A 20,757-nucleotide genomic window follows, 5' to 3' on the forward strand; every position below is an offset into this window, starting at 1 on the left:
TCCGGTTCTGTCGGGGCTCGTTTAGCGCACCCAGGCGCGACCGGCGCAAAGTTCCCGTTTCGCCAGCTCGGTAACCTCGTGACGAGCCACCTTGCCCGGCCCTAACGTGGGCAGATGCTGCACGACCACGACCACGCGGGGAGCGTGGGCAGCACCGAGCTCAGCGGTGACGGCGGTGCGAATCCGCGCCGCCAGAGAATCCGGCTCAGAAGTTCCGTCTTTCCCGCGAACCCCTAAGGAAGCCGGGGACCCCAACATCGGAGCCAGCAAATCCACATCGAGGTCGTCTCCGGGCACCACCACCGCGGTGACCAGCTCGCCCCAGCGGGCATCAGGCAGCCCGACCACACACACTTGACCGACGCCCGTCACACTCAACGAGGCCTGTTCTACCGCGGAAGCATGGACTTTCACCCCGCCGGTGTTGATGACATCATCGGTGCGGCCCTGGATAATCAGGCGCGGGCCTTCCATCCGGCCGGTGTCGGAAGTCTTGAACCAGCGGCGCGGCCCCATTTGAATCCACGGCGAAGCCTCCGCGGGATCGACTCCGGCCGGCGGTTTCTCAACGTAGCCTTCCATTAAGGACGTGCCGGTAATCCACACGGTATCGCCCACGGTAGAAACTTGGGTGCCCAGCAGGGGAATCCCGTCATAGACGCAGCCCCCGCAGGTTTCCGTCATCCCATAGGTTTCCACCACATGCCAACCCACGGCTTTGGCCCGGTCAGCCAGGAACGTGGTAAATGCGGCACCCCCAACCAAGATGGTGTCCACTTTCGCCAAGGCCGCGACCGCGTCCCCGCCCTCGTCTAGAATCTTTGACACCTGGGTCGGCACTAACGACAGATATACCGGCAGGGTTGAATCCTTGGTGGCGCGTTCCACCGCGCGCACCAGGCTGGCGGGCTTAAACCCGTTGGTAGTATCCACGATGATGGGTTTCGTTCCGGAAATGAGCGAACGGGTCAACACCTGTAGCCCGGCCACGTGATGAGTCGGCAGTGCCAAAATCCAGCGGCCCGGCCCGCCCAGGGCAGCCAGGGTCGACCGGGCGGAGGACACTAGGGCGCTGGCGGAAATCGCCACCAAGTGCCCGTTGCCGGTCTGGGAGCCGGAGGTCTGCATAATCAAGTCGGTTTTGGCTGGCAGCGGTCCGTTCAAGCGCGACCGCAGGGTTTGGCGGGCCTGTTCCGGATCGACTCCGGGGGCGATGGGAACCAGGATTTCGCGGACGAAATTGCTGGGGGGCACGTCCTCGGGCTCGCCCGCAAAAACTCCGCCCACGGGTATTTCGGTGTCGGTAGCGTCGGTGGCCGTCTCAGCAGGTTGTGCAGGTGAGTCCGATTCCGCGGGCAAGTTCGGGGTTGGCGAGTCCTCCTCGGCGCGGACTTCCGCTAACGCCGCCTCCCAGTCGTAGTCGTCCGCGATTTGTCGACCGCTGCGGGCGAGTTCTTCCTCGGTGGTCAGAAGAGGCTCAATCGTGCTATCCAAAAATTCGGCTAGACTGACCACGTCCTGGGGTTTCGTGCCACCCGTCAGGAAACAGAACCGGACGGGAACTCCCCGCTTCGCTGTGTCACTCACCAACTTCACCCTGCCTTAACGCTAAAGTTCAATTATGGCTGTAACCTGGGATAACACCGCAGAAAATGTGGCAAACAAAGTCGTTTGCGCCGGACGCAGCAACGCGCCCGGAACCCGTCATACAGCCGGTTTCAATAAGATTCTAACGGTTTTGGTGGCTTTCTGGACAATGCTGGGAATGCTGGGGCTTTCAGCCTGTGCAAATTCGACGCCCGAGCCGGAAAAGACCCCTCCCCGCACCACCCAGCCCGAGGAACCCGCCTCTTGGCCCCTGACCGGCCTGCCTCGTGAGGACCTGACCCCGCACCCCGCGGTGGCGGTGAAAGTGGAGAACACCGTGGCGGCTCGTCCGCAATCCGGGTTGGAAGAAGCCGACATCGTGTTTGAAGAACAGGTTGAAGGTGGTTTGACCAGGTATAACGCGGTGTTCCATGCGCATACCCCCGAGGAAATCGGCCCGGTGCGGTCCGTACGTCCGATGGATCCGGGCATCGCGGCTCCGTTTGGCGGGATGCTGGTCTATTCCGGTGGCGTGCCGGTCTATGAATCCCGGGTGCAAGCCGCTGGGCTGCGCGGATTCAACGAGGATCAGGCGTTGGGGGCGCTGTATCGGGTGAAGTTCCGCGCTATGCCCCACAACCTCTATCTATCCATTCCTAAACTTTACGAGAAGGTCGGCAAAGACCGCACTATTGAGCCTGACGCGCCCCCAATTTTCGATTTTGCTAACCCTGACCAGGGGGAGCGTCCCACCGCGGTCTCGTCAGGAGTTCCGGCGAACTCCTTGGCGGCCCGCTTCCCGTCCCTGGTCGCGGGCTACGCCTGGACCGGTTCTCGCTGGCAGCGCTCTGACGGAGGCGTGGCGGCCAGCGCCCGTTCGGGGGCACCGCTACAAACCGACAACGTCGTGGTGGTGCTGACCACCATCACCGACACCGGAGCAAAGGACGCGGCCGGGGCTTCTGTCCCGGAAACGGTCTTAACCGGCAGCGGAACCGCCTACGTGGCGAGCGGAGGCTCAATCGCCCAAGTGACCTGGTCCAAAGACTCCGAAGGCTCGCCGCTACTGTTGACGGATTCTGCCGGCGCGCCCGTCCTGCTCAACCCGGGCACCACATGGATTGAGCTGCTGCCCAACACTAACTTCAGTTTTCAGTAACTGATTGGTCTGAAGGCGAAACTGTTTGTTGATTGTCTATCTGGGCTTGTATCAGTTTGATGAGTTTGTGCAGTTCAATCACTATTACCACCAGCATCACGACCGCTATCAATCCCAATACATAGGGCGAGAAAGCCATGAAATATACGAACGCAGGGTTTTGAAAAAACAGTGGAATATCCATTTTTACCAAATTTTCTGTGAAAATGCGCATAAGTATGTGCGAACTGGACGTAACAATTTTACAGCACCTTGCGCTGAGCTATTAAGGAAAATATGGAATTCTGATCGCTTGGTTGATTGTCGCGGCTCACAACCAATTGGTGAAGGGTGACTGTGCGCCTGTTTCTGGTTTTGCTTCAGTCGCAGCGACTAAGATTTGGGTCATGGACGAATTGTCAGATGTTTTTGAGGCAAAACGGTGGCGGGAAGTCGGTCTGGAGGGGCTCAGCGATGTGACCTATCACCGGGGAGTGCTGGCGGACGGCAGCCCGGCGCCGGTGGTGCGCATTGCGTTCAATCGACCCGAAGTGCGCAACGCCTTTCGTCCCCAAACCGTTGACCAGCTGTATCGCTGCCTGGATCACGCCCGCATGACTGCCAGCGTGGCCACGATTTTGCTGACCGGCAACGGACCGGCGCGTGACGGCGGCTACGCGTTTTGCAGTGGCGGGGATCAGCGGGTTCGTGGCGCTGACGGTTACCAGTATCACGTGACCGTTCCGCGCGACGACGCGCCGCAAGCCCAAGATAGCGCGGCAAACCCACCCGAACCCCCTTGTGAAACCCGAAACGGGGCCGACCGGACTGCTGACCTGAAACACCCGGAAACCCCAGAAACTGCGGACCTCCCCGACCCGAGAGACGTGGCCGGACGCTACGGGCGGCTGCATATCCTGGAAGTGCAGCGCCTCATTCGCTCCACCCCGAAACCGGTCATTGCGCTGGTTAACGGATGGGCGGCCGGCGGGGGACACTCGCTGGTGATGGTTTGCGACCTAGCGCTGGCCAGCCGGGAACACGCCCAGTTCAAACAGGTCGATGCGAATGTCGGTTCGTTCGACGCCGGATACGGTTCGGGGCTGCTGGCGCGGCAAGCCGGGGACAAGCGCGCCCGTGAGATTTTCTTCCTGGCCGAGACCTATTCTGCCGCCCAGGCCGAGGCTTGGGGAGTGGTGAACCGCGCGGTGGCGCACCAGGACCTGGAACGCGTGGGTTGGGAGTGGGCGCTGACCATCGCCGGGAAATCCCCGCAGGCGATTCGGATGTTGAAATATGCTTTCAACGCGGTGGATGACGGCCTGGTCGGAATGCAAATGTTTGCTGGGGAAGCGACCCGGCTGGCGTACGGAACCGCGGAGGCGCGTGAGGGCCGCGACTCTTTCCTCGAGAAGCGCGCCCCGAACTGGGACGAGTTTCCGTATTATTACTAGAGAGCTCGGTAACGGCCCAAACCCGATATGTAAACCCGAAAGAAGGTCAGAGTGGATTTCACGTTCCTGGTTGCCACGCTGGTGGGAATCGCGCTGATAGTCGTGACCTGGGTGACGCCCTACGCGAAATTCCTGCGCGACGGTTTCGGGAAAACTGAGCTCGGTAACCGGGTGGTGACCATCATGATTCCCGGCCTGACCATTCTGTGCCTGGGCGTGACGATTTTCGAGGCCTGCGTGACTTACGGCACCGGCCTGTCCTTTTGGCGAGTGTGGGGGATTCCACTGGCGGCCTTGCTGGCTTTGATTGGCCTGGGGGTGGCGTTTTGGGCGTTGGTTCCCGCGCCGGTGCCGAGCTTCCTGCAGCCACGGTGGATGAAAGAGGAGCGCCTCTACGGGGCTTTGGGGGCGCTGGAACGCACCCGTTCCGCGCAAAAGCGCCGGGAACGGGAGGTGAACCGGCGCGGGTTTGACTATTTCGACACCCAAATGATTGATGGGGTTTCGCTGGCTTACCCCGAAACTTGGGTGTTGAACCTGGAGCCGAGTGCCCCCGCGCGCGTCTCCGGGCTAAAACTAGAAAGCCGTTTTGCGTTGGATACGCCCCACGACTTTACCCCGCATTCGCGGATTCTGTTGATGTCCGCGCCCCTGACCAGCCCGGAGCACAGCGTGAATTGGCTGCGCCGCCTAGCGGTACCCGCCGGTTGGAAGCCGCGGGAAGTAGGGACTTCCCAGCTGGCTGAAAACCCCGCTATCTGGGCTGATTCGTGCCTATCGGACGGTCGGGGAGTGCAGCAGCGTTGGGCGGCGGCTATCGGGGATACTTTGTGGGTGTTGGCTTTTCAGGTCGCTGGTTCGGATTTCGGGCCGCTTGCCGACGTGGGGGCGAAAGTCGCCGCCTCGCTGACCCTGCCGGACTCCGGAAGGACAGCCGGTCCCGTGGTGGCGTCGTGACCAGCCGCGTTGAAGATTCCGGCAGTTCCGCCCGCCTGTCCCCCTTTGAACCCGGCGCGGACGGCGCCCAGCTGTTTACAGAGCAGGGAATCAAACGGGCGTGGGTGTACTCCCTGCCGATGCGCGTCAAGTTTCGCAATATTACGGTGCGGGAAGGGCTGATTTTACAAGGCTGTGCCGGCCTGGCTGAGGCGGCGCCGTTTGATAACTATCCTCCACAAGTCGCCGCCACCTGGTTTTCCGGGGCGTTTGCGGTGGCCGCACAGGGGTTACCGGCCTCGCCTTCCCCCGTTCCCCTCAACGTCACGGTGCCGGTCGTAGACCCGGACACCGCGGCGCGGCTGGTTCGCGAGTCGGGGTGTGGCACGGCAAAAGTGAAGGTCGCCGACCCGCGCAGCAGCCTGGAGGACGATATCGCCCGGATTCGCGCGGTGCGTTCGGCCCTCGGGACGGCGGGCCAGATTCGGGTGGACGCTAACGCGGCGTGGCGCCTCGCCGAGGCAAAATCCGCACTGCCGCGCTTGTGTGAGGCGGCCGGACCGGCCGGGTTGCAGTATGCCGAACAGCCCTGTCAGACCCTCAATGAACTGGTCGAGCTGCAGCGCGCAACGGGAATTCCGGTGGCGGCTGACGAAACTATCCGCCTGGGCGGGCAACTCACCGAAGTGATCGCCAGCGGGCTGGCCGCTGCCGTCATCAAAGCGATGCCCCTGGGCGGTCCGGCGCGTGCCGCGGCCCTGGTGGCGGACGGGCTACGGACGGCTGCTCCGGGCGGCACCAGCGCGCCCCTCCTGGTGGTGTCCTCAGCTTTAGATACCGGGGTGGGCTTGAGTGCCGGACTGGCCCTCGCGACCCAGCTGGAAACGACAGCCGCCTGCGGACTGGGGACACTGCGCTTGTTCACCGACAGTATCCTCACCGCGGATCCCCGCCTCGAAAACGGTTGCCTGTATCCGGCGAAAACCTTGGAACTGAAAGGAAATCTGGCACCCGTGAGCCCGGCGGTCAGCAAACGGTGGCGCGAAAGAGTTGAACAGGTAGCCGCCGTGTTCGCTAGACTTTAGTTAGCAGCAGCAGCGAAACTGCAAATAAGGAGCGAAAGACGAAACCGATGGAAATCGAAACCGGCACCTGGACGTTTGCTCACGGGGAAACGCTGCATTGGGCTGCCGCCACCGATATCGGCTTGAAACGGGCTGAAAACCAGGATTCATTCCTGGCGACTCCGCCGTTCTTTCTGGTTGCGGACGGAATGGGTGGCCACGCCGGAGGCAAGCAGGCCTCGGCCACGCTGCTGGGCCATATTCAGCCTCTGACCGGCACGGACGTGAGCCTGCCGGTGGTGCGCGAATCCCTGGAGGCAGCCTGCGAGGAAGTCATGGGGCTGGTCGAAGCGAACATTGATTACACGATTTCGCCGCCGGGAACCACGCTGACGGGTTTGGTGGTACTGGATTCACCAGGGCAGGGCGCGGCAGACGGGTCAGAAACGGCGCAGTTCCTGGTGCTCAACGTGGGCGATTCGCGAACTTACGTGTTGAGAGAGGGGCTGCTGACCCGCCTGACTCGGGATCACTCCCAAGTCGCCGAGATGGTCGAGGCGGGGATGTTGACTGTAGAAGAAGCCCGCGTCTGGCCGACCCGTTCCGTCATCACCCGCGCTATCGGAGCTGGTCAAGCCGGGTTGCCGCAGATTGATACCTGGACCTATCCGGTGTCGACGCCCCGGCGTTTCCTGGTGTGTTCCGATGGCTTGCATTCCATGATTGACGACGGTGCTATCGGGCGGGCTCTGGGTGAACACCCCACCCCCGAAGCGGCGGTAAACTCCCTGGTGAACCTGGCTCTGCAGGCGGGAGGGCACGATAATGTCACCGCGATTGTGGTCGACGTGACTGCCCCGGAATCTGCACCCACCGCCACGGAATCGGCGCAGTCCGAGCCACCCGAGCCGCCGGGCTCCCTTCTGCCGCCCCCGCCTCCCCCGGATAGCGAGGGATGACTATGAAACACAGCGCCAACGGAGGCAAAACGTTTACCGTGCGGATTTGTCCGCTGGGTCATCACAATCCGCCGGATTTTCCCCGCTGCCGAGTTTGTGGTGGAGTCCTGGACGCCCCGGTTCAGGTGGCATTCCCGAAACTGGGCTGGGTGCGTTCCACCGACCATCAAACTGTTGAGCTGACGGGCGATTTGGTGGTGGGTCGCGCCCCGGAGACGCACGGGCGCGAAGGAGTGTTTTCCCTGACTACTCCACCCGAAATCCTCGAAATTTCCCGCACTCACGCCCGTATTAGTACGCAGGGCTGGGAAGTCACCGTGGAGGACCTGGGTTCAGATAACGGCACCCGCTTGTGCCGGACGACGGGCCAGATAGTGGACTTGCAACCGCACAGGCGGTACAACATTCAACCCGGCGACGTGCTGGAACTGGCGCCAAACTACCTGTTGAGGTTTGAAGCCTGATGCGTAGACCGGTCCGAATCCTGGTGGAGGGCAATCCCACCGAAGTGCTGTTAAACGCGGACGCGCGCGCCCGGGTTGCCGATGTGGCCGCAGCTTTGGGCGGGGGTTCCGCTTCTCGCCTCACGGTCACGCCGTTAGCACCTCTGCTGGATCCGGGCGGCACCGGGTCGCTGCCGGTCGTTGCCGAGGCTGCGGGGTCACAAGTCCCGAGTGGTGAGACTGGCGGGTCAGGTCCGGCGCAGGTTGGGAAACCTTACGTGTTACCGCGAGCGTTGCCGCTGGCGAAAGCGCCGATACCGCCGGGGGCAGGTTTAGCACTCGCGGGGGATAACGCCGAGTTGCCGCCAGCTCCGGCGGGTATGAAGTCCTTGCTGACTTATTCCCCCCAACCGGTTGCTGACCCCGAACCGTTGGGAATCAACGTAGAAATGCCGGCCCGGCCCCGCCTGTGGCTGGCGAATTCCGCTACGCTCGCCGTGCCTGTGGTGCCGGTGGCCTTGTTTGGGGTGTTGGCGGTCATTTTTCCTAGCGCTGCGGCGTTTGCCCTGCTGGGGCTGGCTGTGGTGGCGGGCGGCGCTGAAGTGGGATGGGCTCTGACCCAAAACCGGGCGGCTTGGGTGCGGTATGAGCGTGACATGGCTGCGCTCACTCCGCAGATTCAGACGGCTTTGGACCAACGTGACGCGGCGATACGCGCCAGCGTCACCGACCTGGCGGACCCGCGCAACGCCCTGCTGCCCGGACTGTGGGGACACGCGAGTGCGCAAATGCGGATTCCGGTCGGTTTCACCCAGGCTCATCCCGAAATCAAGTTGAGCAGTCCCGCAGATGCAGCCCCGTTTCGCGGCTGGGGAGCGATGGCGGGGTCGAACGCGGAGACGAGCCACACGACCTCGGGACAAGTCGCGGCCATCAACCGCCGAATCAGCGCGATTGGTGCCGCCGCTGTCGGCGAGGGGCACACCGGCCTGGAAGTCGCCTATGTTCCCGCTGATTCCGGCCCGCTAGCGGTGACCGGTCCGCGCAACCTGCGCGGACCCGCGCTGAATCAGTTGCTGATTCGCGCCGCTCTGCGCTATTCCCCGGCCGACCTGAAAATCGTGGTCGCCGGGGCGAAACCCGCTCAATGGGCGTGGGTCAGCTTCCTGCCGCACGGCGAGGCGGTGCGCGAGGATTTAGAGTTAGAGCCGGTCAGTGACTTGAGCGAAACCAGCGCCGAACGTCTGGCACAAGCCTGGACCAGCCGCAAAGGACAGCGCGGTTCACGCCAACGCCTGTTGCTGGTGGTGGACGGAGAAGTCCCGGCCGCCTCAAGATGGGAAGATTTCGCTACAGAACCTGGCGTTTGGTTGGTTAACGCGGTTGACGACCTCAGCAGTGCGGTCAGCGCCGCTCGGCAAGTCCTGGACCTGGCGACCGGGTCTTGGCAAGACGGTGTGTCCCGCATTCCCGGAGCTAACCCGCCTGGCCCGCGCCACACCGCTTCGAACGGGATTCCCCTGCAGTCCGCCCGCCCGAGCCTGCTGAGCGTGGAACCCCTGCTGCTGACCGCCCCCAGCGCGCGAAAAATCGCCGAACTCCTGGCCAACCTGAAGCTGCCCGGTAAAACCGCCGAGCCTTTGCCCGTAGTCGCCCAGCTGACCGATGTTTATCCTCTGGCGGCGGGCGAAAGCGTGGCGGTTTTAGGTGAATCAGGGGAGAGGTCCTGCTGCGCGGCAGCAATCGGCTACGGCACTGCCGGCCCGGTGATTTTGGATTTGGCTGATGGTCAGAACGCCATCGTGGCGGGAGAAAATCAGGCTGCCCGGAACAATGTCATTGCTGCCTATCTGGCGGGTTTGGCCTTGACCCAGCGTCCGGAGGACGTGAGCTGGATTATTTTTGATTCCCGCGGCACGAAATGGGGCGAAGTGGGGCAAGCCCCGCACTGTTTAGGTATCGAACCAGGGCGGGGAGATGCCGTGTTTGCCCGGCTGCGCCGCTACTTGGAAGCGGAAACCGAGCGGCGCGAAATTTGGCTGAGCGAATCCGGGGCGGGCAGTCTGGCGCGGGCACGCGAAGCCAAGATTGCGGGAGTTCCGGCGGATCTAATTGTCGTCATAGCTGTTGGGGGGGCATTTAACTCACGGCAGCTCTCGCAGCTGGCGGAGCGGTTGCACATGTACCGCGCCCTGGGATTGCACCTGCTGGTGAGCAGTGGGGATACTGAAAAGCTCCCGCGCGAAGCCCTGAAATACCTGCCGACACGTGTGGTGTTACACCTGGAGGACGCAGCCCTAGAGATGGTTTGCGGCAGTTTTGAAATGGACCTGCGCTCGGCTTTCGCGCATCCCGGCCGCGGAGTCCTGCTGGTCGGCGGGGTAGCCACCGGCTTCCAGACCCTAAATACCCTGATGACTACCGATTTCGCTGACGCTCAGTTGGCTCCCGTGAGCTTCACCGCCCTGGGCGGAGCGGCGTTCCCACCAGCGCTATCGGCGGGCGGATCATGGCGAGTTCCGGCCCTCACAGGTCGCAGTTCCAGCCGGGCTGGCAGGAGCGGGGACCAGCCCACGGTTGATGTGCCGCGGGCGGCAACGCCGCTGTCAGTGCTGGCAGGGTCGTTTTGCCGCGGGAAATCCACAATCAGGCGCTGGACTTCCGGGCTGGAAAAGGTTTATGACCTGGCAGCCTTGGGACAATCCAGCGACACGGAGTTCCGCCTGGGGGTGCGCGATGACCTGGGACGCCAAGACGTCGTCCCCTTTGGCTTTAGTCCTGACCGGGAGGGCAACCTGTTCGTGGCGGGACCGAGCGGCAGCGGGCGCACCGGAGTGTTGCGAGCTATCGCTGCCGATAGTTTGAACACGGGGGGTCATCCGGTTGCATTCTATGTCTGCAGTGCCGACACCACCCTCGATGTGCTGTCGAGCTGGGCAAACGTGGGTGTGGTAGCCCATGCCAACGAGCCGGAGACGATTGCCGACACCATTGAGTACCTGGTCAGCCGGTGGCGTTGGCGCACCGAAATTGCGCTGCGCAACGCCACCCGCAGTTTCCCCGAACTGCGTGAAGTGCTGCGCGGGGAACAGCTCGGTGAGCAGTCCAGCGAACAGAACGGTGCCAAGGCCCCGAACTCGGCGACACCCAGGCGGGATACCGGAGCAACCCGCAGCGCGAACCCCGGCGCCATCCCCAGTGCAACCCCCGGCGCGGATAGCGTAGCTGGTGGCGAAACCGACCGTGGCGAGCGAATTATCGTCGCGATTGACGGTCTGGAAGCCGTGTTGGAATCCCTGCCGGGAGCCAGTTCCGCGAGTTTCCTGGAACTCATCACCGGAGGCAGAGTCGTCGGAATCCACTTCGTTATCAGTGCCGAGAACGTTGAGAACCTACCGGCAGCGTGGCGAGGCGCATTCGGAATGCGAATCGAGTTAAACGGTTCCGTCCCCGGCCGCGGCCTGGTTGCGGATGACCCGCGAGCTATTCAGATAGCTGTTCTCGGTAACGACCCTTCCGAGCCAGCCCAGACACGCATCCTGGAGCGCTTGGGGACACTGGCAAAAACCCCGGCCCACCGGATTGGCCGGTTGGCAGTGCCGGTGTTCGCCACCGCCCTCACCACTGCCCCCAAGGGAGAAATGGCACTGGGACTGAGCGCCCCCGGAGGCCGGCAAATCAATACCATCACCAGTGGGGTTTACCTCATCGCGCGAGGCGACGGGGAAGTCGACCGGGCGGTGAGCTTGGCGGTCATGCGCTGGCTGGCTCGTTCGCTGCGCACTTCCAGCCCGGACACCGGGATGGTGCTGTTGTCTGCCCAAAGCCGTGAGGATAGTTCGCCCGCGTTGGAAACCCTGGCTGGCCTGGAGATTTGGGACGCGGTCGCCTGTGGTTTCGCAGACTTCCGCGACTTCTATCACCAGCTGCTTTCCGTTGCGGAACAAAAATCCCCGCCGGGATTCCCCGGTTTAGCCATCTATATTGCCGACCTGCCCGGATTCGCGCTGAACATGGACGCCGCCGCGGCCATGGCAGACGTCATCCGCGCGGCACGCAACCGCGGACACCTGGTTTTTGCCTCGGGCGCTGCCAATTCCCGTGATGGGCTGTCTTGGATTACAGAATCCGACCTGAATGCGGTGGTCAAAGCCCCTGCCGCGGGATTGTCTCTCGGCTTGAGCGCCGCTGACACCACCGCCATCTTCGGCGTCAGCGTCTCCCAGGACGGCACCATGTTCCCGCCCGCCCGCGGCTATTGGATTCACCGCGGTCAGGCCACAAAAATCCAGCTCCCCCAAGAAAACGGTTGAACACCCGCGCTACAAAACAGCTAGACCCCCGCGTCGCACCAGTATTGAACCGAATCAAACTGTATTACTGAGTTCTGTTCATAAACCTCCCTTCGGTATGCACGAAAGTACTTGAAAGGTAACATTGACCCCGGAGACGAAAATTTTGCAGTTTCTAAAACAGCTTTCGTTTCCCGGCATGGCAACGGTTTCCCGGTTTCACGGAAACCGCGAAACAGCACGATGCCAAGCATTGAAAGGGTCAGTTGTGGACAACACCAGTCAGCGAGACAATCAGGACGCCTCAAACCGGCAATACGCTGGGGATTTGGTGCGCTTATTGGTGAAGCAAGGATTCTCCCACTGGTTCTATTGCCCCGGGTCCCGGGATGCTCCCCTGGGCTATGCCCTAAACCAGTGGGCAGCCAGCCGCCGCCTGAACCTGCACGTGCGCATCGATGAGCGCGATGCGGCTTTTATGGCTCTCGGGGCAACGCGCGCGGGGCATCCGGCAGTTTTGGTGATGACGTCCGGCACCGCGGTGGGAAACGCCCTGCCCGCGGTGATGGAGGCAGCCCATGCGGGTCTGCCATTGCTGGTCCTTAGCGCGGATCGTCCCGCGGCGCTGCGCGGCACCGGGGCGAACCAAACGACCTGGCAGCCGGGGATTTTTGGGGATTTCGTGCGGTTCGCCACCGATATACAGCCCGGTGTCACCGCCGCAGAACTGCAGCAGGCCGTGTCCGCCGCCGTGGCGTCTTGCCGAGGCGTCAGTCCCTCACCCCACCCGGCCACCAACGAAAAACACTTCCCCCTCCCCGGGCCGGTACATATCAACGCCAGCTTCATCGAACCTTTGGCACCTCCCGAAACTATAGAAGCGTTCGCCGCTCGAGCTTCCGCCAGCGCTATCGCTAGCGAGGACCCTCTGGACCCGCACCAGGCGCCGCGTGGCACCTTGTTGATTGCCGGGGACCTCAGCGACGCCACCTACACGGACTTGTGCGAGGCGGTCGAAAACGCGGGGATTCCCGTCCTGGCCGAACCGCAAACCGCCTGGCGGTGCCACCCCAATGCGGTGCGAGGATACGCCAAAGCCGCCGGAACCACATTGTCGGAGGTGGCGGAACACAACCTCGAAAGAGTCATAGTCGCGGGCCGACCCACCCTGACCAGGCCGATTACGCGACTCATTGCCCGCCGCGACATTCCCGTGGAAACCGTGGGAGCACCGGGAACAACGGTCAACCTCGCCGACAACATCGCCCGGCAGTGGACAGACGCGTCCACCCTGGCTTGTGAACTGGCGAAAGCGGCGAAGCCCTCACCACGCTTGACTCCCCACCAGTCCGCCGAGACCCCGGAAAGCTGGCTGGAAATGTGGCGTGTGGCGGGGGAAAACGCGGTCGCGGCCCTGAGCGGGGACTGGGGTTTCCATAGCGCGGCACAAGCGATTTGGGACAGCACCATGACTGCGCCCGAGCCGGTGGACCTTTACTTGGGGGCCTCGCTAACTATCCGGGTTTTCGACGCGGTGGCGCGCAATTCTGCCCCGAACCGCGTCTTTACCAATCGAGGCCTGGCCGGGATTGATGGCACCATTGCCTCGGCTTGGGGGGCGGCGCTGGCGCGGCGTCAGCCGATGCGGCTGGTTTTTGGTGACGTATCGTTTTTCCACGACCTGGGTGCCCTGAGTCACGGCCGCACCGAAGAGGTACCAAACTTGCAGGTCATCGTCATAAATAACGGGGGCGGACGGATTTTTGGCGGCCTGGAGCACGGTGCGGCCCCGGCGGATACCTTCACCCGAATGTTCCTAACTCCCCAGGTCGGAGACATTTGCGGGCTGGCTCGGGCGGCGGACTGGCAAGCTGAGTTGCTAGACAATCAGGCAGATCTGGTTTCCGCCCTGACCCAACCGGTCAGGGGGCTGAGCCTGCTGGAGGTCGTCCTGTGAGCCTAACTTTGAACAATCTTGCGGTTGGGGAACTTATTGCAAAAGTGTCGAAATCAGAGGTAGAAACTCTCTCGCCGGTGTCTGAGAACCCAAACCCGGCAAATCCTACCTGGGAACGAGCTTTGACCGCAGGCCTCCGCTAGATTCCCAGGTAATTTTGAAGTCACCGGGTCAAAACCGGTGAGAACTTTATGAGGAGTAAACAGTGAGCGATACGAATAACCCCTGGGCTTCCCCCGAGGAAACGCCCGCGTCAGAAAACCAGGAAAATACCGAGTCCACTCCGGAACATCAAGAAACGCAGATTCCCGCGAATCCCCAGAACTCTAATGAGGCTGCGGCATCGGACAACCCGCAGCCCGCCCAGACGCAGACCCCGAGCCTGAGCGGCCGGATTATCTCAGTAACCCCCGCCGGCCAGGCCAGTGCTGAGCCTGCTGCGGACAGCGATAACGCCGACCAGTCGGGTGGTAGGCCGGTGGCCTACGCTTCTAGTGAAGTGGTGAGCGCGGGGTTCGCCAGTCCTTCTGATGACGGGTTCACAAGTCCGGGTGGTGACGGTTTCACAAGCCCGTCCGGGAGCGTTCCCGCTGAACAGTCCCTGAACAGCTCCACCGGTTCGTTCAGCACCGCCTCAACCAACTCAACTGAGGCCGCCCCAACCCAACCGACTGACCCCGCTTCTGACAACGCGACTGACCCCGCTTCTGCCAACCCGGCAAGCCCGAACCCTTCGGCACAGTACGGAGCCAACGCCTTTTGGGGCACAACTCCGGGCTTTTCCGACCCCCTCGCGAACCCGGCCAACCCGCTATCCGGCGCGGCCAGCCCGAACCAAGGTCAGCCAGTCGGCGCCAACCCCGGCATACCGGGCAACCCCGGTGGTAACCCCGGCGGCAACCCGTTTGCGACTTCCGACCCCTTTGCCGGCACCCGCGGGGCGACGAACCCGCTGCAAAACAGCTTGACCTGGGCGGCGACCCCGGGGGATAAAAAGGAAAAAAGCCGTCCCGGATGGGGAGCCTTGATCGGCGTGGCGGTGGCGGCATCGCTGCTGAGTACCGGCGGTTTGTACGCTCTCGAACAGAGCGGCTTGTTCGGGCATGACGCAGAAACGACCAGTTCGACCCTGTTTAATCCGGAGGACAAGGATGTCGCCACCCCCGAGCCGGTGGCAAATTCCAACTCGCAGACTCCGAATTGGGAGGCCGTGGCCAAAGCGGTCCGCCCCGCCGTGGTGGCGATTTCGGTGGAAACGAACAGCGAATCTGACCAGGGCTCCGGCTCGATTATCGATTCGAAAGGCCATATCCTGACCAATAATCACGTGGTGGCGGGAGCCGCGGATGGCAACGGAATCATCACCGTAGAGCTGTTCGACGGACGCTTGTACAAAGCGAAAATCGTGGGCCGTGACGTGCTGACCGACCTGGCGGTGATAAAAATCGAGAACCCGCCGAAAGACTTGACCGTGGCGCCGTTGGGTAACTCCGACGACCTGAAGGTCGGGGAGTCGGTCGCGGCCATCGGTAACCCGCTGGGGTTGTCGTCTACGGTCACCACGGGTATTGTCTCGGCGCTGGACCGTCCCGTGCGGGTGCAGGCGGTGCAGGGGGGCAGTCCCGATGGTGAAGATGAGAAAGACCCCTTTGGTCTGCGGCGTTACTTTGGTGGCGGCATGATACAGCCTTCCCAGCCTGAAAAAAGCACCGCTCCTACCGAAGTCACCACGAACGCGATTCAGGTGGACGCGGCGGTGAATCCGGGTAACTCCGGCGGTCCCTTGTTTGATTCACGAGGGCGGATAGTAGGTGTGACCTCGTCCATTGCGAGTCTTTCGGGTTCCGGCGGCTCGACCGGAGAGGGCCAGGCGGGCTCTATCGGGCTGGGCTTTGCCATTCCGATTAATCAGGCTTCGATGATTGCTACCCAACTCATTGATCACGGCGAAGCGGTGCACGCGGCGCTCGGCGTCATGGTGGGCCAGGAGGTCGCCACGGTGGACAAAGTGTCCCGTTTGGGTGCGCGGGTGCAGGAAATCAACTCCGGTTCTGCCGCGGATAAAGCCGGTTTGAAACAGGGTGACATCATCACCAAGATTGACGGCAAGCCTGTGAAAGGCTCGTTGTCCCTGGTCGGTTTCGTGCGTCAATATGCCGTGGGTGACACGGTGGAACTGACAGTGGTGCGTGACGGAAAGGAACAGAAGATTCCCGTGACACTCCAGGCGCAATAGTCGGACGCGCGTGTCTAGCTGGCTTGGCCGCTGCCTCCGGGCGGCGGCCAGCCCGGCATTTACGCGGGGGTGTGGCTACTTCAGCTTGTAGCCCCGGTGCAGGGCGACGATACCGCCGGTGAGATCCTTGAGCTGCCTGGAAACAGGCAGCTCAAGTTATTTCTGGAACAGTTCCGCGTGGGTTCCGAGTCGATAGAGCATCAGCACCAGCACATTGCTGCGGACTTCGTAGATCAGCAGCCAGTCCGGTTCGATGTGGCATTCCCTGGTTCCCGCGAAAGTGCCGGACAGGCTGTGGTCGCGGTATCTTTCGGGCAGAGTGTCTCCCTCTGCCAGGACTTGGATAACTTTGAAAAGTTTATCTAAATCCCGGTGCTGCTTTTTTGCGAGCTTCACGTCTTTCTTAAACTGACTCGTAAACCTGACTTCGTACTTCATACTTCCAAAGCGGCCTTTAGCTCATCGAGAGTCGAGTAGCCCTTAACGTTGGGGTCGTCTGCTATCCGCCGACCCTCCCTTATCGCGGCAGCGGTAGCGTCGTTAGGGACATTCAGGCTCAACTTGAAAGGAATTCCCTGTTCGCGAACGGCAGTGCGCAAGAACATATTAACAGCTGTGGTCATGTTGAGACCCAGTTCCGAAAAGACGCGGTCGGCCTGTTCTTTGACCTCTTTGTCAGTCCTGATGTTTAAATTCGTAGTCGTCATGGTGCCCCTCCTTAGTTCGATTTTAGCAGAAAGTTCGTCTATCATAAACACGATGTCATTATAAAAGCCGAGCATGCGATGAAAAAAAGCCACAAGGAACTATTGCGTTTTGGTGATTCTAGGAGATTCCTCCGGGGCGGCGCCTACTTCAGCTTGTAGCCCCGGTGCAGGGCGACGATACCGCCGGTGAGATTCTTGAGCTGCAGGCGCTCGAAACCCGCCGCGCGTAGATGGGCGGCGAACTCGTACTGAGAGGGCCAAGCCAAGATGGATTCCGCCAGGTAGTCGTACGCCACGGCGTCGGTCGAGAACAGCCGGGCAATCGGCGGCATGATCCGGTGCAAAAAGAACCGATAAACAGCTCTAAACGGGGCAAAAGTTGGGCGGGAAAACTCACACACCACCACGTGCCCGCCGGGGCGCACGACCCGGTAAAACTCTCGCAAAGCCCGGTCCGGGTCCGACACGTTGCGCAGCCCAAAACTGATGGTGACGCAGTCAAAAGTGTTGTCGGGAAAGTCCAGGTTCATTGCGTCGCCCTGCTGAAAGTCAATCTCCGGGTGACGCCGGCGCCCCTCGGCAATCATGCCCTCGGAAAAGTCGAGAGCCACGACTTTGGCTCCGGCGCGCACAAACTCAATCGAACTGGCGCCGGTCCCGGCGGCCACATCCAGCACCTTCAAAAATGGCCGCGTCACCACCGCGCGCTTCACGTGGGCGCGCCACACTTTTTCCTGCCCCAGAGAGGCGAGGAAATTCATCAGGTCGTAACGGCCGGCCACGGCATTGAACATGGATTGGACGTCGTGGGGATTCTTGTCGAGGTTCGCGCGCATGGGTTCTATCCTACCGCCAGGTCCGCGGCGGGGTTTTACGTCATGCCCTGCACGAACGACCGATTTCGTTTCGGTTTGGCGCAACATGATTAGGCTGGAATCGGGTCTACCAGCGGTTTTGCACAAGCACGGTGGGGTAATGACGTAGATTTAGGTCTGAAATCGGTCGTTCGTGCATATGTCCTCAGCTGGGGAGAGCAGCCTCTAGAGTGAGGATATTCGTAAACACTTGCGACGTGGCGTCAAACTAAGTGTCAATCGCGCAGAGTCTTGCGCCATTGACACCGTACAAACACGCTTTGAGCGATTTTGCTACATGTAGCAAAAACACTCAAAGCGGAGTTCCGCGGTTGTAGTACCTGAGTTTCGAGGGAGCGGGTCTGGGCAACGCCAAGCTACACTTAAGGCGTATCTGCGCCTCGCTGGTCGGCGCGTACGGTCGTGTCCGCTGGCGAGATTACCGACCGCACACCGAAACCCGAATACCCCAACAGTTAGGAGACATCATGAACTTAGATTCTCGCCCCCTTGCCCCGCACCCTTACGCCGAAGCACTCCCGCAGCTACCGTCCTTTACCCTCACCAGTGAAAACTTGCAGGAGGGAGTGGCTATGCCTCGCGACTTTTCGGGGGAGGGCGCAAACCAATCACCCCAGCTGTCCTGGTCCGGGGCTCCGGCGCAGACTGCCTCTTACGTCCTGAGTTGTTTCGATCCCGATGCCCCCACACCGTCTGGCTACTGGCATTGGACCGTGGTGGATATTCCCCCGTCAGTGACTTCCCTGCCGCTGGGGGCAGGTGCGGACGACGCAACCATTAAAGCCCTAACGGGCGGACGAGCTTTTCACATCCGTAACGACAGCGGGGATTTTGCCTACGACGGTCCTTTCCCGCCGGCGGGGGACCGGGATCACCGCTATGTTTTCGCTGTTCACGCCTTGAGAATCCCCAGCCTGGAGCTGGATCCGGACACCGCGACGAACGCCACGGTACACTTCATGAGCCTGTTCAACGGTTTGGCACGCGCGACCCTGACCGCCACCTATAGCCGCTAGGGCAGCGGTCGCACTGAACCCGCCCATCGGCAAGGCCGCGAGTTCGGGCAATCCCTCCGTCCCGCGGTTCACTCAGCCGACAAGTCCAGACAATCCCGGATTGGCGCCAGTTTTGCCCCGGTTTCCCGCCATTCGGTTTCCGGGTCGGAATCTGCCATGATGCCCGCCCCGACCCAGGCCTCCACGCCGAGGGCATCGAGTTGGGCACACCGCAGCGCCAAAGCCAACTGGCCCCCGCCCTGGGCATCGACCCAGCCGACCGGCCCGGCGTAACGCCCGCGATCCGCTTCAAACCGGGAGATAAACGTCCGCGCAAAATCCCGCGGCAGCCCGCACACCGCCGCCGTGGGGTGAAACTGCGCGACCAGGTGCAAAAGCGTCTTGCCCGCCGGCACCCGCAGGTGCAAATCCGTGGCCAGATGGGTCAGATTCGGCAGCTGTAACAGGTAGGGCCCGCTCGCCTCCAAATCGGGGTCAACGCGACGCAAAGGCTCGGCCACCGAACGCAGCGCCACCTGGTGTTCCGCCAGGTTTTTCGCCGAATGAGCCAAATCCACGTCTTCGCCAGGTGTCGCCGTGCCCGCCAAAACCCGCGAATGTGCCCGTCTGTCGGCAGCCTCCAGCAGCATCTCCGGCGTGGCTCCGACCAGCCCCCCGACATTGAAAATCCAGCAAGTCGGGTAGCGTTCGCGCAGGCGGGAGGCCAAAGCCCCGCCAGCTGCCCGCGCCCGCTCCGCGCCAGCCTCCCCGGCGAACTCGAATCGTGCCGGGCGAGCCATCACGATTTTTTCCGCTTTGTCCTCGCGGATAGCGCGCACGGCGGCGGCAACGTTTTCCTGGTAAGACGTTTTTCCCACTACGGCGGAAGGTCGCGTCTGCAGGGCATCTTGGCGCTGTCGGTGGGGAAAGTTTTTAATCCAAGCCATGGCGGCCCGATACAATCTGGCCGCTCGAGGCTCATCGGGACTCGCGGCTTGATAAGCCACGGTAATCCACGCCCCTTGGGCATCGCTGCCCACCAGGAATGACGGCAGGACAAAAACCGAGGCAGCCGCGCTATTAAAACCAAAGGACGCGAAAGCCACCGGACCCGTGCCGCGTCGCTGCACCGCATCAAACACCTGGGCGTGGCGTCCTACCAGGTACCACGCCGCGCCAGCCCGATCCAGGTCCGAGCCGTCCTCCCAATGCCAGGCTGGCGTAAAGTCCTGACCGGGAAAATCCCCCAAACCCGGCGCTGCCAACGTGAGGGGGGCGCCTTGTGCAGGGGGAGAAGCAAAGAAAAATCCGTCCGTGAGGAATGCCGCGGCCTCCATCGAGACCAGCTCCGGGGACAAATCGCGGTCAAGAGCGCGAGTGTGGACGAATAGCACTCATCCATCCTAGATTCCCCCGCCCAGCGCCCAAAACCGGCAGGGCGGCGCGTGGGTGGTCTCCTGACGCGGCACTACGCACGAGGGCGCAAAATTTCCCGCCGGGCGCCCTCTCTCAACAGGGACCCAAGTCCCAATAAGAAAACTCTTTTTTTCCTAAATCGAATCCGCGCTACGGGCCGCAGGCTGCCCAAAACCCGGAGAAGCTCGGTGATAATCCAGCATTTCGTTCAAAATTTACTGAGCTAGGGGAAAAACTTGTAGGGTGGAGCTGGCAACTCGCCTGGGAAGATTTTGCTGGTTACGGTGCCGGCAGGCAGCTCGGGTGTTTCAAAGATGGAGAAGCTATGAACGTTTACGTAGCGCTGCTGATAATGCTGTTAGTAGCCGGGTTGGTGGCCTTAGCAGGGGTTTTAGCCGGTTATCTGTTCGGCCCTACGAAGCCAAACCGCGTTAAGAATGCCAACTATGAATGTGGCTGTGACCCCACTGCGAATCGCGGAAACCAGGCGCGTTTCCCGGTTAAGTACTACCTAACCGCCATGATGTTTATCATTTTCGACATCGAGGTGGTTTTTCTATACCCCTGGGCGATTTCCTTTTTCCAGCAAGGAAAGTTCGGCATGTTCGTCATGATGACTTTCGTGGAATTGCTGGCAGTTCCCTTTATCTATGTGTGGGCCCGTCGCGGCTTTGACTGGAACTAAACCGTTCCAAGTA

General features: G+C 61.7%; 17 protein-coding genes. 12 read left to right on the forward strand and 5 right to left on the reverse strand.

Annotation, left to right across the window (positions count from 1 at the left end):
• Window positions 1-21: 21 nt before the first annotated feature.
• Entirely contained in the window at window positions 22-1,587 is a 1,566-nt protein-coding gene (locus AC5LBQ_RS03185; RefSeq protein ID WP_493264609.1) for an AMP-binding protein, read from the reverse strand.
• 34 nt (window positions 1,588-1,621) lie between these two features.
• Here AC5LBQ_RS03185 and AC5LBQ_RS03190 point away from each other — a divergent pair, with 34 nt between their 5' ends.
• From AC5LBQ_RS03190 to AC5LBQ_RS03235, 10 genes are all read left to right on the forward strand, one after another.
• A complete protein-coding gene (locus tag AC5LBQ_RS03190) occupies window positions 1,622-2,746 on the forward strand; it encodes a DUF3048 domain-containing protein (RefSeq protein ID WP_493264610.1) in 1,125 nt (374 codons plus the stop codon).
• Between the two features lie 25 nt (window positions 2,747-2,771).
• A complete protein-coding gene (locus AC5LBQ_RS03195) occupies window positions 2,772-3,080 on the forward strand; it encodes a hypothetical protein (protein WP_297346785.1) in 309 nt (102 codons plus the stop codon).
• Between the two features lie 52 nt (window positions 3,081-3,132).
• Window positions 3,133-4,179, forward strand: a complete 1,047-nt coding sequence (locus AC5LBQ_RS03200) for a 1,4-dihydroxy-2-naphthoyl-CoA synthase (protein ID WP_297346784.1) — start codon at window positions 3,133-3,135, stop codon at window positions 4,177-4,179.
• Between the two features lie 51 nt (window positions 4,180-4,230).
• Window positions 4,231-5,136 carry a hypothetical protein gene (locus AC5LBQ_RS03205; RefSeq protein ID WP_493264611.1) on the forward strand — a complete coding sequence of 302 codons (906 nt, stop codon included), beginning with the start codon at window positions 4,231-4,233 and terminating at the stop codon, window positions 5,134-5,136.
• The gene (locus AC5LBQ_RS03210) at window positions 5,133-6,200 is read left to right on the forward strand and encodes an enolase C-terminal domain-like protein (protein ID WP_493264612.1); all 1,068 of its coding nucleotides are present in this window, start codon (window positions 5,133-5,135) and stop codon (window positions 6,198-6,200) included. The genes AC5LBQ_RS03205 and AC5LBQ_RS03210 overlap by 4 nt, the downstream gene beginning before the upstream one ends.
• Before the next feature lie 47 nt (window positions 6,201-6,247).
• Complete coding sequence (locus tag AC5LBQ_RS03215; RefSeq protein ID WP_493264613.1) at window positions 6,248-7,138, forward strand: PP2C family protein-serine/threonine phosphatase; 891 nt, start codon at window positions 6,248-6,250, stop codon at window positions 7,136-7,138.
• A gap of 2 nt (window positions 7,139-7,140) precedes the next feature.
• Window positions 7,141-7,602 (forward strand): FHA domain-containing protein, encoded by a 462-nt coding sequence (locus AC5LBQ_RS03220; RefSeq protein WP_493264614.1) that lies wholly within the window; start codon window positions 7,141-7,143, stop codon window positions 7,600-7,602.
• Window positions 7,602-11,894 carry an FtsK/SpoIIIE domain-containing protein gene (locus AC5LBQ_RS03225; protein ID WP_493264615.1) on the forward strand — a complete coding sequence of 1,431 codons (4,293 nt, stop codon included), beginning with the start codon at window positions 7,602-7,604 and terminating at the stop codon, window positions 11,892-11,894. The genes AC5LBQ_RS03220 and AC5LBQ_RS03225 overlap by 1 nt, the downstream gene beginning before the upstream one ends.
• 247 nt (window positions 11,895-12,141) lie before the next feature.
• Window positions 12,142-13,830: a 2-succinyl-5-enolpyruvyl-6-hydroxy-3-cyclohexene-1-carboxylic-acid synthase gene (menD, locus tag AC5LBQ_RS03230; protein WP_493264616.1), complete on the forward strand. Its 1,689-nt coding sequence runs from the start codon at window positions 12,142-12,144 to the stop codon at window positions 13,828-13,830.
• A gap of 205 nt (window positions 13,831-14,035) precedes the next feature.
• Window positions 14,036-16,066 carry a S1C family serine protease gene (locus AC5LBQ_RS03235; RefSeq protein ID WP_493264617.1) on the forward strand — a complete coding sequence of 677 codons (2,031 nt, stop codon included), beginning with the start codon at window positions 14,036-14,038 and terminating at the stop codon, window positions 16,064-16,066.
• 156 nt (window positions 16,067-16,222) lie between these two features.
• On the opposite strand, the gene AC5LBQ_RS03240 is transcribed toward AC5LBQ_RS03235, so the two are convergent.
• From AC5LBQ_RS03240 to AC5LBQ_RS03250, 3 genes are all read right to left on the reverse strand, one after another.
• Window positions 16,223-16,504 (reverse strand): type II toxin-antitoxin system YafQ family toxin, encoded by a 282-nt coding sequence (locus AC5LBQ_RS03240; protein ID WP_297346723.1) that lies wholly within the window; start codon window positions 16,502-16,504, stop codon window positions 16,223-16,225.
• Window positions 16,501-16,773 (reverse strand): type II toxin-antitoxin system RelB/DinJ family antitoxin, encoded by a 273-nt coding sequence (locus tag AC5LBQ_RS03245; protein WP_491680338.1) that lies wholly within the window; start codon window positions 16,771-16,773, stop codon window positions 16,501-16,503. The genes AC5LBQ_RS03240 and AC5LBQ_RS03245 overlap by 4 nt, the downstream gene beginning before the upstream one ends.
• 143 nt (window positions 16,774-16,916) lie before the next feature.
• Complete coding sequence (locus AC5LBQ_RS03250; RefSeq protein WP_491680339.1) at window positions 16,917-17,609, reverse strand: class I SAM-dependent methyltransferase; 693 nt, start codon at window positions 17,607-17,609, stop codon at window positions 16,917-16,919.
• 506 nt (window positions 17,610-18,115) lie between these two features.
• Between AC5LBQ_RS03250 and AC5LBQ_RS03255 the strand changes: the two genes are divergently transcribed.
• Complete coding sequence (locus AC5LBQ_RS03255; RefSeq protein ID WP_307741626.1) at window positions 18,116-18,664, forward strand: YbhB/YbcL family Raf kinase inhibitor-like protein; 549 nt, start codon at window positions 18,116-18,118, stop codon at window positions 18,662-18,664.
• A gap of 68 nt (window positions 18,665-18,732) precedes the next feature.
• On the opposite strand, the gene AC5LBQ_RS03260 is transcribed toward AC5LBQ_RS03255, so the two are convergent.
• Window positions 18,733-20,037 (reverse strand): isochorismate synthase, encoded by a 1,305-nt coding sequence (locus tag AC5LBQ_RS03260; RefSeq protein ID WP_493264618.1) that lies wholly within the window; start codon window positions 20,035-20,037, stop codon window positions 18,733-18,735.
• Between the two features lie 347 nt (window positions 20,038-20,384).
• Between AC5LBQ_RS03260 and AC5LBQ_RS03265 the strand changes: the two genes are divergently transcribed.
• Window positions 20,385-20,744 carry an NADH-quinone oxidoreductase subunit A gene (locus tag AC5LBQ_RS03265; RefSeq protein WP_282921015.1) on the forward strand — a complete coding sequence of 120 codons (360 nt, stop codon included), beginning with the start codon at window positions 20,385-20,387 and terminating at the stop codon, window positions 20,742-20,744.
• Window positions 20,745-20,757: the final 13 nt, after the last annotated feature.

Source organism: Mobiluncus sp. (assembly GCF_985070215.1).